Here is a 14,538-nt window from a genome sequence, read left to right as displayed (position 1 = left end):
GTGTGGTTTTTCTATCAGGACCCGGCTGTTGGCCGGGTCCATCCCTGAACGGATTTGTGGTTATTTATGGAAAAGTCGAAGTTGCGCAAAGTCGGTATGGGGTTGGCATTGGCGGCGGTGGCCGGGTTGGTGCTGTACACGGTGCAGGCACCTGCCGAAGCACCGAAATACCAGACCGCCACGGTCGAACGCACGGACATCGAGAACACCGTGCTCGCCACCGGTTTGCTCGAGGGCGTCAAGCAAGTGGACGTCGGCGCGCAAGTGTCGGGGCAGTTGAAATCGCTGAAGGTCAAGGTCGGCGACAAGGTCAAGAAGGGCCAGTGGCTGGCGGAAATCGATCCGCTGGTGCTGCAGAACACCCTGCGTCAGGCGCAGGTCGATGAGGAAAACCTGCAGGCGCAAAAACGCGCGACCCAGGCCCAGCTCAAGCAGACCAAGGCGATCTACGAGCGTTATCAGAACCTGCAGGAAGACGCGTCGATCTCGCGGCAGGATTTCGAAACCGCGCAATCGAACTACGAGGTGCAGCAGGCCAACCTGTTGTCGCTGGACGCGCAGATCAAAAGCGCGCACATCCAGATCGACACCGCCAAGGTCAACCTCGCGTATACGCGGATCATCGCGCCGATCGATGGCGACGTGGTCGGCATCGTCACCCAGGAAGGCCAGACCGTGATCGCCAACCAGTTGGCGCCGGTGCTGCTGAAGCTGGCGGACCTCGACACCATGACCATCAAGGCTCAGGTGTCGGAGGCCGACGTGATTCATATCGCGCCGGGGCAGGAGGTGTATTTCACGATTCTCGGCGAGGACAAGCGCTATTACGGCAAGCTGCGCGGCACCGAACCGGCGCCGCAGAACTTCCTTGAAACGCCGCCCGCCGGCACGCCGAAGCAAAACACCGCGGTGTTCTATAACGCGCTGTTCGAGGTGCCCAACCCCGACCATCGCCTGCGCATCTCGATGACCGCGCAAGTGCGCATCGTCCTTGACACTGCGCAATCGGTGCTGACCGTGCCGGTGGCCGCGCTGGGGCCGCGCAATGCCGATGGCAGCTTCCCGGTGCGGGTGCTGGACGCCAAGGGCCAGGCGCAGACGCGCACTGTGCAGACCGGGATCAACAACAACGTCAAAGTGCAGATCAATCAGGGCCTGAGTGAAGGCGAGCGGGTGGTGATCGGCGATCCGTTGCCCGCCGTGGCGGGGGCTTGAGCATGACTGAACCACTGCTGCAACTGAGCGGCATCACCCGCAGTTTCACCGCAGGCGACCGTGAGTTTCTCGCCTTGAAAAACATCAGTCTGACCATCGAAGCCGGGGAAATGGTCGCGATCATCGGCGCCTCCGGCTCCGGCAAATCGACGCTGATGAACATTCTCGGCTGCCTCGATTACGCCACCGCCGGCAGCTACAAGATCAACGGTCAGGAGACCCGCGACCTCGACGATCAGGCGCTGGCCGAGCTGCGTCGTGATTATTTTGGCTTCATCTTCCAGCGCTATCACCTGCTGCCGCACCTGAGCGCGATGCACAACGTCGAGATGCCGGCGATCTACGCCGGCATCCCCGCACCGCAACGCCATGCCCGCGCTCGCGAGCTGCTTGCGCGGCTCGGCCTCGACGGCCATCTGACGCACCGGCCGAGCCAGCTTTCCGGCGGGCAACAGCAACGGGTGAGTATCGCCCGCGCCTTGATGAACGGCGGCGAGGTGATCCTCGCCGACGAGCCCACCGGCGCCCTCGACACCGCCAGCGGCAAGGAAGTGATGCGCATCCTCCTGGAGCTGCACGCCGCCGGGCACACGGTGATTCTGGTGACCCACGACCCTAAAGTCGCGGCCAACGCCGAACGCATCATCGAAGTCAGCGACGGCGAAATCCTCAGCGACCACCTCAACGTGCGCGACGGCGGGCAACTGCCGAGTGAAGAAGAGGTGGCACCGAAAACGCCTGCGACCCGTCGCCTGGTGGCCAGCCTCGGGCTTTTCAAGGAGGCGTTCAATATGGCCTGGGTGGCGCTGGTGTCGCATCGCATGCGCACCTTGCTGACCATGCTCGGCATTGTCATTGGCATCACCTCGGTAGTGTCGATTTCGGCGATCGGCGAGGGCGCCAAACGTTATGTGCTCAAGGACATCTCGGCGATCGGCAGCAACACCATCGACATCTACTCCGGCACCAGTTTCGGCGACAAGCGCGCCGCCATGATCGAAACGTTGGTGCCGGCCGACGTCACCGCGCTGAATCAGCTGTACTACGTCGACAGCGCCACTCCGGTGGTCGGGCGCAGCATGCTGTTGCGTTATCGCAACATCGACCTCGACGCGCAGATCAACGGTGTCAGTGACCAGTATTTCCAGGTACGCGGGATCAAGCTGGAGGCGGGCATCACCTTCAGTGAAAACGACGCCCGGCGTCAGGCGCAGGTAGTGGTGATCGACTACAACACCCGGCATCGGCTGTTTGCCGAAGGGGTCGATCCACTGGGCCAGGTAATCCTGATCGGCAACCTGCCGTGCACGGTGATCGGCGTGGCGGCAGAGAACAAGAACCTGTTCGCCTCGGGCAAAACCCTCAACGTCTGGGTGCCTTACGAAACCGCCGCCGGGCGCATCCTCGGTCAGCGCTTTCTCGACAGCATCAGCGTGCGGATGAAGGACGGCCAGTCGAGCAAAGTGGTGGAAGCACACGTCAACCAGTTGCTGCTGCAGCGCCACGGGATCAAGGATTTCTACACCAACAACCTCGACAGCGTGCTGCAGACGGTGCAGAAAACCAGTCGTTCGCTGGCGTTGCTGCTGTCGCTGATTGCGGTGATTTCGCTGGTGGTCGGCGGCATCGGCGTGATGAACATCATGCTGGTGTCGGTCACCGAGCGTACGCGGGAGATCGGTATTCGCATGGCGGTTGGCGCCCGTCAGTCGGACATTCGCCAGCAGTTTCTGGTGGAGGCGGTGATGGTCTGCCTGCTTGGTGGGGCGATCGGGATTTCCCTGTCGTATGCCATCGGGCACCTGTTCTCGGTGTTCATCAAGGAATGGGAAATGGTCTTCTCCCTGGCCTCGGTAATCACCGCGGTGATCTGCTCGACCCTGATCGGCATCGTCTTCGGCTTCGTGCCCGCGCGCAACGCGTCTCGCCTGGACCCGATCGAGGCGCTGGCACGGGACTGAACCACGCCCACAAAAAAACCGCTGCCTGGGGGGAGGGCAGCGGTTTTTTTTTCGTTGGGTTACGGGCTCAGGCCGCTGTTGTCGCGTCGTTGTCTTCCGGTGAATACATCCAGCGCATCAATGAATGGCGGCCACTGATGCCGAGCTTGATCGCGGCGCGCTTGAGGTAGCTTTCCACGGTATTGACCTTCAGCTGCAACTGTTCCGCCAGCTCCGGCGCGGTGCGTCCAGCCAGCAGACCAACGCAGACCTCGGTTTCGCGATTGGACAGGCTCAGCCCCAGTTGCTGCAGGCGCTCGCCGAAGCGCAGGCGCAAGTTGCCCAAGCCCTGTTGCGAGGCGTCGCCATTGGGTGACTGCTCTTCAGCAGTGGTGTGCGCCGGTTGCAGCGCATGGATGTGTTTTTCCACCATCGGCAACAGCACCGGAGAGATATCCTGCAGCAGGCTGCGCTCCTGAGCCGAAAAACGTTGCGACTGATCGTGGCGATAGACCGAGATTACGTAACGGTAACCGTCCTTGCGTCGAGTCAGGTGCAGTTGCGAGGCGTCGGCGCTGGTCGGTTGCGCATCGACCGGTTCGGCACTGCGCGCGGCACTGTGCTCGGAGAACACCGTTTCGGCCAGCAGCGCCGAATCATTGTCGATCTCGCCCTGACTGCGCTGCGAGCGACCGACCGGCTCTACGCGCATCTGGCGGATGTGCATCGCATCCACCGCCAGTTGCGTGCGGATCAGGTCATGCAACATCCGTGGAAAGTGCCGGCTGCCGGTGCTGGCAATGACTTTACCAATGTGAGGGAACAGGTATGAGTTCATAAGCGTCGTCCATGATTTACAGGTGAAACGATCCATTGCGGACCGCGCGCCGGCCGGGTTTGGCAGTCAGCGCGACGTCCGCAATTGGATCCTATCCTAGTACAACGTTTGGAAGTCGGTTTAATGAAGGCGTTGTGTGCCGATAACGCTGATTGTCCTTTTTTGGTTGACAGTGAAACGCGTTTCAACCGATTTATCCGGCGCGGTGGTGTCCGTAATCTGTGCCCATGTTCAACGCAACGCCAACTACCTCAACCAAGAAAAGGGATTCAACCATGAGCACTGCAACCTACAACCGCCTGAACAAAGACGACGCCGTAGTTCTGCTGGTCGACCACCAGACCGGTCTGATTTCTCTGGTTCAGGACTTCTCGCCGAACGAGTTCAAGAACAACGTGCTGGCCCTGGCGGACCTGGCGAAATTCTTCAATCTGCCAACCATCCTCACCACCAGTTTCGAACAAGGCCCGAACGGCCCGCTGGTGCCGGAGCTCAAGGAAATGTTCCCTGACGCGCCCTACATCGCCCGTCCAGGCCAGATTAACGCCTGGGACAACGAAGATTTCGTCAAGGCGATCAAGGCCACCGGCCGCAAGCAGATCATCATCGCCGGTGTCGTGACCGACGTCTGCGTCGCATTCCCGACTCTGTCGGCCCTGGCGGAAGGCTTCGACGTCTTCGTCGTCACCGACGCCTCCGGCACCTTCAACACCACCGTCCAGCAAGCCGCATGGAACCGCATGACCCAGGCCGGCGCGCAGATGATGAACTGGTTCTCGGTGGCCTGTGAGCTGCACCGCGACTGGCGCAACGACATCGAAGGGCTGGGCAACCTGCTGTCGCAGCGGATTCCTAACTATCGGAATTTGATGAACAGTTATTCGGCAATCACCGCTGCGCAGAAGTAAGCGCTGTCGCCAGACTAAAGCCTGCCGTTAAACGCAGGCTTTTGTTTGTTCTGCTGAATCCAGATCACCCGTGTAGCGTGTGCGAGGAGCGCGGGTCAGGTGGCACGTTCTGATGGCTGAACCCCCATTCCGGCAGCGATGCACCGAAACCACAGATCACTTGAGAGGCGTTGCCCGATAGGTTTTATAAAGCTGTTGAACCTCAGGGTCGTCCAGACTCTGGTAGGTGATTCCTTCTTTATCCAGACCATCCAGTCCTTTTATACCTCCGATCATTTCGGGCCATTCTTCACGGCTGGAAATGTCGATGATGAAAGGTGTCAGGTAACGGTCCAGATGGCCTTGGAAAGGATCTCGGATCTCATCGCTGAGAGCCCGAAGGTAGTCATCTTTGTTCGTCATTGACCAGTTAATGGCGAATTTGGTCCGAAAGCAAAGCTCCATGTATACGAGCAGGATCGTACGCCCATTGCCGTCCAGAAACGGATGCGCAGAAGCCAGTTGCCCCATGACTTCTCCAGGCCGAGCACGGAATCGCTTTTTGTTTGCCGCAAGTTCGAGGGCGTATTCGACGGACCTTTTGATCAGATCCGGACGCTCAAATATCGTGTGATGAGGATCATCTTTTGATCCCTTGAAAACTGCCAGATGGGGGACCAGCTCATTTCTGTCTTTCCCCGCCCAGGGGTAAAAGCCCGAGAACAGGATTTCGTGTGTCTTGAGGACTGCTTTGTAGTCGATGGGCTTTTTCTTGGCGAGATAGGCGAGAGCGTCTTCGATACTGGCTTCGAATGAGAGGTGCTCAGACTCTTTGACTTCAATGGGATCTTTAAGCTTGAGCGAGTTTTGGAGATAGCCTTCAATCTCAAAATCGCCGAAGGGGTCGAAATTCACGCGCTGAGTTGTTTTTTGCAACGCCTTTTTTCCTGCAGATAGCGGCCTTGCAGGGCCATGATTTCTGTCTTGCTCAGAACACCTTTTCTTTTGAGGTTGACGAGCAATTGCTCAACGCCGTCCAGTTCTACAACATCACCCGCCAGGCGTGTGATGGTTACGGCCATGCAACTGAGGTTGTCACGGTCGGCGGTAACCTTGTGGGCTTTGGCGAGCAGGCGAACTTCAGTGGCGACGCTCTCAGTGGCTGATGTGGTCATTTTTGAACCCTCCTTTTCTCTCACGGAGCATAGCACGGCGTCGTTTCTGGAGGCGTGCCACCTTACGTTCGGTCCTCTGGGGCGGATGCATTGAAAGCGGGCTTTTTGTATACACCGCCGCATTCGCGCACGCTACCGTCCATGCGGAAGCGATTGCAAGGCTCCGCGAATTTTTGCTCATTTGCATCTGGGTATTCCCCGCCATTTACCGCTAATCTGCGCACTCGCTGACGACAACAAGACAAAAACAGGAGTCACTGATGCAACCGATCCGTCTCGGTCTGGTGGGCTATGGCAAGATTGCCCAGGATCAACATGTGCCGGCGATCCACGCCGATCCCGGGTTTCAGCTGGTGGCGGTTGCCACGCAAGGCAAGCCCTGCGCCGGGGTGGAGAACTTTGACTCGCTGAGCGAGCTGCTGGAGAAAGGTCCGGCGGTAGATGCGATTGCCTTTTGCACGCCGCCACAAGGCCGGTTCGCCCTGGTGCAGCAAGCATTGGCCGCCGGCAAACATGTGCTGGTGGAAAAGCCGCCGTGCGCCACGCTGGGCGAGGCCATGGCGCTGGTCAGTCAAGCGCAGCAGCAAGGTGTCAGCGGACTGTTCGCCTGGCACTCGCGTTACGCCCCCGGTATTGAAGCCGCCCGCGACTGGCTCGCCAGCCGCACGCTGCAAAGTGTGCAGATCGAGTGGAAGGAAGACGTGCGCAAGTGGCACCCCGGTCAAACGTGGATCTGGCAACCCGGCGGTCTGGGCGTGTTTGATCCGGGCATCAATGCCTTGTCGATTGTCACCCATCTGCTGGCGCTGCCACTGTTTGTCGAATCGGCCGAACTGCGCGTTCCTGAGAACTGCCAGTCGCCGATTGCCGCGTCGATCAGAATGTCCGACACCAACCGGCTCGACGTGCGCGCCGAGTTCGATTTCGACCACGGTCACGACGAACTCTGGAGCATCGAGATTCGCTGCGCCGAAGGCGTGCTGCGTCTGGACAACGGCGGCGCGCTGCTGAGCATCGATGGCGTGCGTCAGGCGGTCTCAGAGGAGGGCGAGTATGCGGCGGTGTATCGGCATTTCCGGCAACTGATTGGCGATCGCGCCAGCGACATGGATCTGCAGCCACTGCGGCTGGTGGCGGACAGTTTTTTTGTCGGCAGCCGGAGGGCGGTCGAACCGTTTTATGACCCGGCACGTTGATCAGTAGCAGCGCCTCTGGCGCCAGGACGACATGGAAGTCAGTCAGAGTTGGGCAGGCGGCGCCGCAGTATCGATTTACTCGCCGCCGACGACTACCGAAGTCAGGCCTAAGCTAATGCGAAAAGGGTATTTTTTCGTCGTTTTTAAGATCGTTTAGTTTTGTCTCACGACGAATCAGACGCATCAAACCGATAGACCCCCGATTGCCATGACGGCACACGCTGAATCGATCAAAGGCTCTTCAGGTTTGGTTCACACGGGAGTGAATCATGCCGCATACCCTGGATATCACCGCGCTGCCGACGCTGGACCTTTCGTTGTTCGAAGGCACCGCGCAACAGCGTTATGTATTTCTCGAAGACTTGCGTCACGCAGCGCGTGACGTCGGTTTTTTCTATCTCACCGGCCATGGCATCGACCGCGACCTGCTCAAGCAGGTGCAGGATCACGCCCGGCAATTCTTCGCCTTGCCCGAGCACGAGAAGACTGCCGTCGGCATGATCAATTCGCCGCATTTTCGCGGTTACAACCGCGCCGCTTCCGAGATCACCCGTGGTCAACCCGACTGGCGCGAGCAGTTCGATCTCGGGGCCGAGCGCGACGCCTTGCCACTGGATGCGAACGCTCCGTTCTGGGCGCGGTTGCAGGGCCCCAACCAATGGCCGGCGGCGCTGCCGGAGCTCAAACCGTTACTGCTCGATTGGCAGCAGGCGATGACGCGCATGTCGTTGCGCCTGCTGCGCGCCTTCGCCCAGGCGCTGTCGCTGCGGGCGGACGCGTTTGATCAGTTGTACGGCGACAAGCCCAACGAACACATCAAGTTGATGCGCTATCCAGGTCAGGCCGCCCACGCGAGTCAGCAGGGCGTCGGCGCCCACAAGGATTCCGGGTTCCTCAGTTTCCTGCTGCAGGACCAGCAGGCCGGTTTGCAGGTGGAGATCGAGCCGGGGCGCTGGATCGATGCTCTGCCGCGTGAAAACACCTTGGTGGTGAACATCGGCGAATTGCTGGAGCTGGCCAGCAACGGTTACCTGCGCGCCACGGTGCACCGGGTGGTCTCGCCGCCGGCGGGCCATGAACGTCTGTCGATCGCGTTTTTCCTGGGGGCGCAACTGGATGCCGTCGTGCCGCTGTATCCGCTGCCGAGCGCACTCCTGCGTGAGGCGCGCGGGCCTGCCAGTGATCCGCACAATCCGTTGTTTCGCGATGTTGGCTGGAATTATCTCAAGGGACGCTTGCGTTCGCATCCGGATGTCGCGCGGCGCTTTTATGCCGACGCACTGATTCCGCAAACCGCCTGACTCATCACTCGATCAAGGACCAAGACCATGTTGAAAAAAGCAGGTGTGACCCTGGCCGTGCTCGGGGCGCTGGTGACTTCGTTCGGCGCTCAGGCACTGGAGCCGTTGCGGGTGGCGGCCGACCCGGTGCCCCACGCGCAGATTCTCGCGTATATCCAGAAAATTGATCCGCAACTCAAGCTCAAGGTCATCGAGATCCCCAACGGCGTGAACTCCAACGAGTTGCTGGTGCACGGCGATGTCGATGCCAATTACTTCCCTGCGCCGCCAGCGGCAGCGCATCGGCATGATCTTCCAGGGCTTCAACCTGCTGCACTCGCGCACCGTGTTCGACAACATCGCCGTGCCGCTGGAGATCGCCAACGTCGGCAAACCGTGGCGCCATGTGCGGGTGCGCGAACTGCTGGAACTGGTCGGCTTGAGTGACAAGGCGCATGCCTTTCCCTCGCAGCTGTCCGGTGGGCAAAAACAGCGGGTCGGAATTGCCCGCGCACTGGCCGCCGAGCCGGCGTACCTGTTGTCGGACGAAGCCACCAGTGCGCTGGACCCGGAAACCACCGCGTCAATTCTTGACCTGTTGCGCGATATCAACCGGCAACTGGGCGTGACCATTGTGCTGATCACCCACGAGCTGGACGTGGTCAAGTCGATCTGCGATCACGCGGCGTTGATGGCGAACGGGCGCTTGGTCGAGGCCGGCCCGGTCCCGCGTTTGCTCGCTGATCCGCAATCGAATCTCGGCACTTCGTTGCGTCCGACTTGCGGTCTGCCGCTGGGCCACGACATCCCTGGTCTCAGCTTCCTCAAGCAATACGGCGTGCGGGCGGCCCAGTCATGAACCGCACGAGCAACTGGGATGAAATCCTGCAACTGCTGTTCAACGCCACTGGCGAAACCCTGTACATGGTCTTGCTTGCCGGGCTGTTCACGCTGCTGATCGGTTTGCCGCTCGGGGTGTTGCTGTTTGTCAGTCGCCGCGAAGGACTGTGGCCATTGCCACGGCTCAATGCCGCGCTGGGTTCGCTGGTCAATCTGGGGCGCTCGCTGCCCTTTGTGGTGATGTTGATTGCACTGATTCCGCTGACGCGTCTGCTGGTTGGCACCACCCTCGGCAGCACCGCCGCTGTGGTGCCGATCACCATCGGCGCGTTTCCGTTTTTTGCGCGGATCGTCGAGAACGCGCTGGACGAAGTCGACAAGGGCCGGATCGAAGCGATCCTCGCCATGGGCGGCGATATCCGCCATGTGATTTGCAAAGTTCTGCTGCCCGAAGCCCTGCCGGCGCTACTCGCGGGCATCACCCTGACGCTGGTGATGCTGATCGGCTTTTCGTCCATGGCCGGGGTGATTGGCGGAGGCGGTCTGGGCGATCTGGCGATCCGTTATGGCTATCAGCGTTTCAACAATGAAGTGATGGTCGCCACCGTCGTGGTGCTGGTCATCCTAGTGCAGGGCGTGCAGAGCCTGGGTGACCGGCTGGTGCGTTCGCTGGCCCATCGTCGTTAAGGATTTTTATGAGTTTGGTCGTGGCCCGCGCGCCGCTGATTCAAGTACGTGAACTGAGCAAGCGCTTCGGCTCGAACCGCGCGCTGGATCGCGTCAGCCTGCAGATTCATCCCGCTGAAGTGGTGGCATTGCTCGGTGCCAACGGTGCCGGCAAATCGACGCTGGTGAAGATTCTCGCCGGCAGCCAGTGCGCCGATGTCGGGGAAATTTTCGTCGATGGCCAGCCACGGCAATTCAGCTCGCCGCTGTCGGCTCGCCGAGTCGGGATTGTCGCCGTGCATCAGCAGATCAACGACGGCATCGCGCCCGGTTTGAGCGTGGCGGAAAACCTGCTGCTCGATGAATTGTGCAAGCCCGACGCGACCTTCTGGCTCAATCGCAAATGCCTGCTGGAGCGCGCTGCGAGCATCGCTGCCGGACTCGGTCTGGCGTTGCCGCTGGATGCACCCATTGAGCAACTCGGCCAGGCCGAACGGCAACTGGTGGTGCTGGCCCGGGCCTTTGCCTTGCAGCCGCGTCTGTTGATTCTGGATGAGCCGACGGCCGCGTTGTCGGACGTCGAGGCGCAGCGCCTGTTCGGATTGCTCGACACCTTGCGCAGCCGTGGGCTGGCAATCATCTACATCTCCCATCGTCTGTCCGATCTGCAACGGGTGGCGGATCGCGCCATCGTCCTGCGCGACGGGCGTCTGGCCGGAGAATTCAGCGCGCGGCAGTTGCCGGAAGCGGTGCAGGCGATGCTCGGGCAGGCGCTGGACGGGCATGTCTACAGGCCCGGCCTCGTCGGCCAAAAAGTGCTCGGCGTGCGCGGTTTGCAGATTTTGCCGCGCGCGAAGCGTTTCGATTTCGACCTGCACCAAGGTGAAGTGGTGGTGCTCACCGGGCTGCTCGGCGCCGGTAAGAGCGAAATCGCCGACGTGCTGTTCGGCTTGCGCAAAGCCGTGGCCGGCAGCCTGCAACTCGATGGCGAGGACTGGCTGCCGGGTTCGCCAGGGGAGGCGATTCGCAGCGGCGTGTTTCTCGCGGCGGAGGACCGCACCAGCCAGTCGCTGGTGCCGGACTTTTCTCTGCGCCGCACTCTGACGCTGCCGTTTCTGCAGCGTTTCACCCGAGCCGGGTTCATTCGCAATCGCGCCGAAGCCGCAGCGGTCGAGGCGCAAGTCGCGGCGTTGGGGATCAAGACCATGGGCATCGACGTGCCAATGAGCGCGTTGTCTGGCGGCAATCAGCAAAAGGTCGTGCTGGGCCGCTGGTTGCTCGGGGCCGGGCGGCTGCTAATCCTCGACGAGCCGTTTCAGGGCGTCGATGTGCGCGCCCGCCGCGAGATCGGCCAGCTGCTGCGCGACGGCGCAGGTGAGCGCGCGACGCTGGTGATTTGTGCCGACGTTGACGAAGCCCTGGAAATCGCCGACCGCATTCTGCTGGTGCGCGATCACGCGGTGGTCGCCGAATACCCGCGTGCCGGTCTTGAGCGCGCGACCCTGGTCGCTGCGCTGGCCGGCAGCGACGCAATCGAAAATCCCCTTCATGCCACGCCAAGGAGCAGAGCGAGTGCCTGATTCGAGTTCACTGTTGTCGAGCGCTGCGGCCCCCGCCGAGCGCCTGCTGCAAGCGCTGATCCGCTACGGCCTGTTGTGGCTGCTGGCATTGATCGTGGTGTTTTTCAGCGTCGCCGAGCCGGCGTTTTTGCGCGTCGGCAATCTGTTCAGCATCTTGCAGTCGGTGTCGATCGTCGCGTTGCTGGCCCTCGGGGTGACGCTGACCATGGCCGTCGGCGGGCTCGATCTGTCGATCGGTGCGGTGGCGGCGATGAGCCTGATGATCGCCAGTTACGTGATGGTGGTGCTCGGCTGGGGCGCAGTGCCGGCGGTGTTGATCAGTCTGGCCGGTGGTGCACTGGTCGGGCTGCTCAATGGCTGGCTGATCGTCAAGCTGCGGGTGCCGGACATCCTCGCAACGCTGGGCAGCATGTTCCTGGTGATCGGTGTGCAACTGATTCCCACCGGCGGCCGCTCGATTGCGGTGGGCATGACCTTGCCCAATGGCGAGGAAACCGAAGGTGCCTTCAGTGCGGCGTTTCTCGCGTTGGGTCGCGGGCGGTTGTGGGAGGTGGTGCCGGTCCCGGTGCTGATCACCGCGTTGGTGGCGCTGGCGGTGTGGCTGTTCCTCGAGCGCACGCGCATTGGCCGCTTGTTTTATGCCATCGGCGGCAACGAGCAGGCCGCGCTGCTGGCGGGCGCGCCAGTGCAGCGTTTCAAGTTACTGGCTTACGTGTTGTCGGCGTTGCTCGCCTCACTGGGTGGTCTGCTGTTGGCGGCGCGCCTGGGCCGCGGCGATGTCAGCTCCGGTAACGGTCTGGTGCTGGACGCCCTCGGCGCGGCGCTGATCGGTTTTGCCGTGCTCGGGGCGAAGAAAGCCAACGCCTTCGGCACCTTGGTCGGCGCACTGCTGGTGGCCTCGCTGCTCAACGGTCTGACCATGCTCAACGCGCCGTACTACGCGCAGGATTTCGTCAAGGGACTGGTGCTGGTGCTGGCCCTGATGTTCACCTTCGGCCTCGCGCATCGGGCGCGCTGAGCCGACATCGTCCAAGGAACGTCGTATGCAGGGTTCAATCAAACAATTCGCGCGCCAATGTCTCGCCACGGCCATGCTCTCGGCACTCGCCCTGAGCGCCCAGGCCAAGGCGTTACCGGGTGCGCCGGCGCCATTCGACAAGGGCCAGGTGCAGATCGCCCTCGTGGGGTATCTGTTTTCCGGGGACTTTCCCGAGGCCTACCTGCGCGGCGTGGAGCAACAGACCGAAGCGCTGGGGGCCAGTCTGCGGGTGTTCGATGCCCGGCAGCAGGCGGCGAGTCAGGGCGAGATGATCGATCAGGCGATCGACCTCGGGGTCGACGGAATCATTGTCCAACTGGGCCTGGCGGAAACCCTCAAGGGACCGACTGACCGGGCCATCGCCAAAGGCATCAAGGTGGTGGCGTTCGATGTAGATCTGAACAGCCCGCAGGTAACCCAGGTCGAACAGGATCACCATGCACTGGCGCGGCTGGCGCTGGATCAGGCGCTGAAGGACAACGGCACGCGGTTCGACGCCGGTTACGTGTACATCAGCGGTTTCACGCCGATGGAGCGTCGCGACGAGATCTGGAGTCAGGTGAAGCAGGCCAATCCGGGCATCATCGAGAAGGCCCGGTTCGGCACGCTCAACCCGCCGATCGCCAACTCGGTGGCGGATCAGGCCAGCGCCGTGCTGCGGGCCAATCCGGGGATCAGCGTGATCTTCGCACCGTTCGACGAGTTCGCCAAAGGCGCAAAAATCGCGGTCGACGAGGCCGGGCTGGGACAAAAAGTGAAGATCTACAGCGCCGACATTTCCACCGCCGACATCCAGATCATGAAAGAACCAGACAGCGCCTGGGCGGCCACGGCAGCGGTCAATCCGCAAGTGGCGGGGGCGATCAGCGTGCGCAGTCTGGCGATGTTGATTGCCGGCGAAAATCCGGGGCATCAAGTGCTGGTGCCACCGACCCTGATCACCCGTCAGCAACTGCTCGACCTGGAGGTGAAAAACGTTCGCGATCTGGCGCAGAAGCTTCCGGCTTTTGGTGATAGCGCCAACGTGGCGCGGGCCGAGTGGATACCGGTGGTTAACTGAAATCTGCCATGGGTTCGGCATTCGAGAAATGAGGTCAGTGTGGGTATGCACGACAAGGCAACGCGATTACGCAAAAGCCGTTCACCCGAAGCGGATCCCGCACGCAGCGGACGGTTGCCTCCCGGTCAGGTGCTGACCGAGCGCTTCCCGATCCTGCACGAGGGCAGCGTGCCGCACTACGATTTGGCGAACTGGTCGTTACGTCTGTTCGGCACGCTGAAACACCCGGTCGAACTGCGTTACGAGGACCTGCAAGCGCTGCCACAGCGTCAGTTGCAATGCGACATCCACTGCGTGACACGCTGGTCGAAGTTCGACACGCAGTGGAGCGGGGTGCATCTGCAGGATCTGCTGAACGCTTCCGATATCCAGCCCGCTTCAAGTTTCGTCATGGCCCACGCCGACCACGATTACCAGAGCAACCTGTCACTCGACGACCTGCTGCATCCGCACAGCCTGCTGGCCACCCATTACGCCGGCCACCCCCTGACCACCGAGCATGGCTGGCCGCTGCGACTGGTGGTAGCGGGGCGGTACTTCTGGAAGAGTGCCAAATGGCTGCGCGGTCTCGAGTTTGCTGACCAGGAACAACCCGGTTTCTGGGAGCGTAACGGCTTTCACCTGCACGCTGATCCGTTCGCGGAACAACGCTTCAGTGCTGAAGCGTTGGATATCGCTGAAGATGTCTGGCTGGAAAAGGATTTCGACTAGTACAGACGACCCTGTGGGAGCTGGCTTGCCAGCGATGGGGTCCGTTCAGTCACTATTTCCGTTGAATGACACACCGCTATCGCTGGCAAGCCAGCTCCCACAGGGATCTTT

The 14,538-nt window shown here is 61.3% G+C and carries 13 protein-coding genes and 2 pseudogenes; 12 read left to right on the top strand and 3 right to left on the bottom strand.

The window, feature by feature from the left end; all coding sequences use genetic code 11:
- The first annotated feature begins 66 nt into the window (after window positions 1-66).
- Both macA and ACXR0M_RS08015 read left to right on the top strand, forming a co-directional pair.
- A complete protein-coding gene (macA, locus tag ACXR0M_RS08020; protein WP_458831401.1) occupies window positions 67-1,215 on the top strand; it encodes a macrolide transporter subunit MacA in 1,149 nt (382 codons plus the stop codon).
- A gap of 2 nt (window positions 1,216-1,217) precedes the next feature.
- Window positions 1,218-3,176, top strand: a complete 1,959-nt coding sequence (locus ACXR0M_RS08015; RefSeq protein WP_458831400.1) for a MacB family efflux pump subunit — start codon at window positions 1,218-1,220, stop codon at window positions 3,174-3,176.
- A 67-nt stretch (window positions 3,177-3,243) separates the two neighbouring features.
- Here ACXR0M_RS08015 and ACXR0M_RS08010 read toward each other — a convergent pair whose 3' ends face one another.
- The gene (locus ACXR0M_RS08010; protein ID WP_458831399.1) at window positions 3,244-3,993 is read right to left on the bottom strand and encodes a helix-turn-helix transcriptional regulator; all 750 of its coding nucleotides are present in this window, start codon (window positions 3,991-3,993) and stop codon (window positions 3,244-3,246) included.
- Between the two features lie 275 nt (window positions 3,994-4,268).
- Here ACXR0M_RS08010 and ycaC point away from each other — a divergent pair, with 275 nt between their 5' ends.
- Entirely contained in the window at window positions 4,269-4,901 is a 633-nt protein-coding gene (ycaC, locus tag ACXR0M_RS08005) for an isochorismate family cysteine hydrolase YcaC (protein WP_025109120.1), read from the top strand.
- Between the two features lie 156 nt (window positions 4,902-5,057).
- Here the strand turns inward: ycaC and ACXR0M_RS08000 are convergent, their stop codons facing one another.
- Entirely contained in the window at window positions 5,058-5,795 is a 738-nt protein-coding gene (locus ACXR0M_RS08000) for a Fic family protein (protein ID WP_458831672.1), read from the bottom strand.
- A complete protein-coding gene (locus ACXR0M_RS07995; RefSeq protein WP_458831398.1) occupies window positions 5,792-6,055 on the bottom strand; it encodes a hypothetical protein in 264 nt (87 codons plus the stop codon). Before ACXR0M_RS07995 ends, ACXR0M_RS08000 begins: the two co-directional genes overlap by 4 nt.
- A 260-nt stretch (window positions 6,056-6,315) precedes the next feature.
- On the opposite strand from ACXR0M_RS07995, the gene ACXR0M_RS07990 reads away from it, so the two are divergent.
- The 9 genes and pseudogenes from ACXR0M_RS07990 (at window position 6,316) to ACXR0M_RS07950 (ending at window position 14,427) form a co-directional block, all read left to right on the top strand.
- Window positions 6,316-7,251, top strand: a complete 936-nt coding sequence (locus ACXR0M_RS07990) for a Gfo/Idh/MocA family protein (protein ID WP_458831397.1) — start codon at window positions 6,316-6,318, stop codon at window positions 7,249-7,251.
- A 269-nt stretch (window positions 7,252-7,520) separates the two neighbouring features.
- Window positions 7,521-8,552, top strand: a complete 1,032-nt coding sequence (locus ACXR0M_RS07985; RefSeq protein ID WP_458831396.1) for an isopenicillin N synthase family dioxygenase — start codon at window positions 7,521-7,523, stop codon at window positions 8,550-8,552.
- A gap of 27 nt (window positions 8,553-8,579) precedes the next feature.
- Window positions 8,580-8,822, top strand: a pseudogene (locus ACXR0M_RS07980) (MetQ/NlpA family ABC transporter substrate-binding protein); the annotation flags it as partial.
- Window positions 8,806-9,390 (top strand): annotated as a pseudogene (locus ACXR0M_RS07975) (methionine ABC transporter ATP-binding protein); the annotation flags it as partial. The pseudogenes ACXR0M_RS07980 and ACXR0M_RS07975, both read left to right, overlap by 17 nt.
- Window positions 9,387-10,058: a methionine ABC transporter permease gene (locus ACXR0M_RS07970; protein ID WP_458831395.1), complete on the top strand. Its 672-nt coding sequence runs from the start codon at window positions 9,387-9,389 to the stop codon at window positions 10,056-10,058. The pseudogene ACXR0M_RS07975 and the gene ACXR0M_RS07970, both read left to right, overlap by 4 nt.
- Before the next feature lie 8 nt (window positions 10,059-10,066).
- Window positions 10,067-11,617 (top strand): sugar ABC transporter ATP-binding protein, encoded by a 1,551-nt coding sequence (locus ACXR0M_RS07965; protein ID WP_458831394.1) that lies wholly within the window; start codon window positions 10,067-10,069, stop codon window positions 11,615-11,617.
- Complete coding sequence (locus tag ACXR0M_RS07960) at window positions 11,610-12,635, top strand: ABC transporter permease (protein ID WP_458831393.1); 1,026 nt, start codon at window positions 11,610-11,612, stop codon at window positions 12,633-12,635. The genes ACXR0M_RS07965 and ACXR0M_RS07960 overlap by 8 nt, the downstream gene beginning before the upstream one ends.
- Window positions 12,636-12,660: 25 nt before the next feature.
- A complete protein-coding gene (locus ACXR0M_RS07955; RefSeq protein ID WP_458831392.1) occupies window positions 12,661-13,716 on the top strand; it encodes a substrate-binding domain-containing protein in 1,056 nt (351 codons plus the stop codon).
- A 45-nt stretch (window positions 13,717-13,761) separates the two neighbouring features.
- A complete protein-coding gene (locus ACXR0M_RS07950) occupies window positions 13,762-14,427 on the top strand; it encodes a sulfite oxidase-like oxidoreductase (RefSeq protein ID WP_458831391.1) in 666 nt (221 codons plus the stop codon).
- The last annotated feature ends 111 nt before the right edge of the window (window positions 14,428-14,538 follow it).

It is taken from the genome of Pseudomonas sp. Eth.TT006 (genome assembly GCF_054456575.1).
Note: the sequence above shows the minus strand (reverse complement) of the source record. Positions and strands in the feature narration are given on the sequence as shown.

Excerpts from the sequence above, each read along its gene's own strand:
- ACXR0M_RS07970 (WP_458831395.1), top strand. The coding sequence starts at position 9,387 with ATGAACCGCACGAGCAACTGGGATGAAATCCTGCAACTGCTGTTCAAC.
- ACXR0M_RS07990 (WP_458831397.1), top strand. The coding sequence starts at position 6,316 with ATGCAACCGATCCGTCTCGGTCTGGTGGGCTATGGCAAGATTGCCCAG.
- ACXR0M_RS07955 (WP_458831392.1), top strand. The coding sequence starts at position 12,661 with ATGCAGGGTTCAATCAAACAATTCGCGCGCCAATGTCTCGCCACGGCC.
- ACXR0M_RS07985 (WP_458831396.1), top strand. The coding sequence starts at position 7,521 with ATGCCGCATACCCTGGATATCACCGCGCTGCCGACGCTGGACCTTTCG.
- ACXR0M_RS08010 (WP_458831399.1), bottom strand. The coding sequence starts at position 3,993 with ATGAACTCATACCTGTTCCCTCACATTGGTAAAGTCATTGCCAGCACC.
- ACXR0M_RS07995 (WP_458831398.1), bottom strand. The coding sequence starts at position 6,055 with ATGACCACATCAGCCACTGAGAGCGTCGCCACTGAAGTTCGCCTGCTC.
- ACXR0M_RS07950 (WP_458831391.1), top strand. The coding sequence starts at position 13,762 with ATGCACGACAAGGCAACGCGATTACGCAAAAGCCGTTCACCCGAAGCG.
- ACXR0M_RS08015 (WP_458831400.1), top strand. The coding sequence starts at position 1,218 with ATGACTGAACCACTGCTGCAACTGAGCGGCATCACCCGCAGTTTCACC.
- macA (WP_458831401.1), top strand. The coding sequence starts at position 67 with ATGGAAAAGTCGAAGTTGCGCAAAGTCGGTATGGGGTTGGCATTGGCG.
- ACXR0M_RS07965 (WP_458831394.1), top strand. The coding sequence starts at position 10,067 with ATGAGTTTGGTCGTGGCCCGCGCGCCGCTGATTCAAGTACGTGAACTG.
- ycaC (WP_025109120.1), top strand. The coding sequence starts at position 4,269 with ATGAGCACTGCAACCTACAACCGCCTGAACAAAGACGACGCCGTAGTT.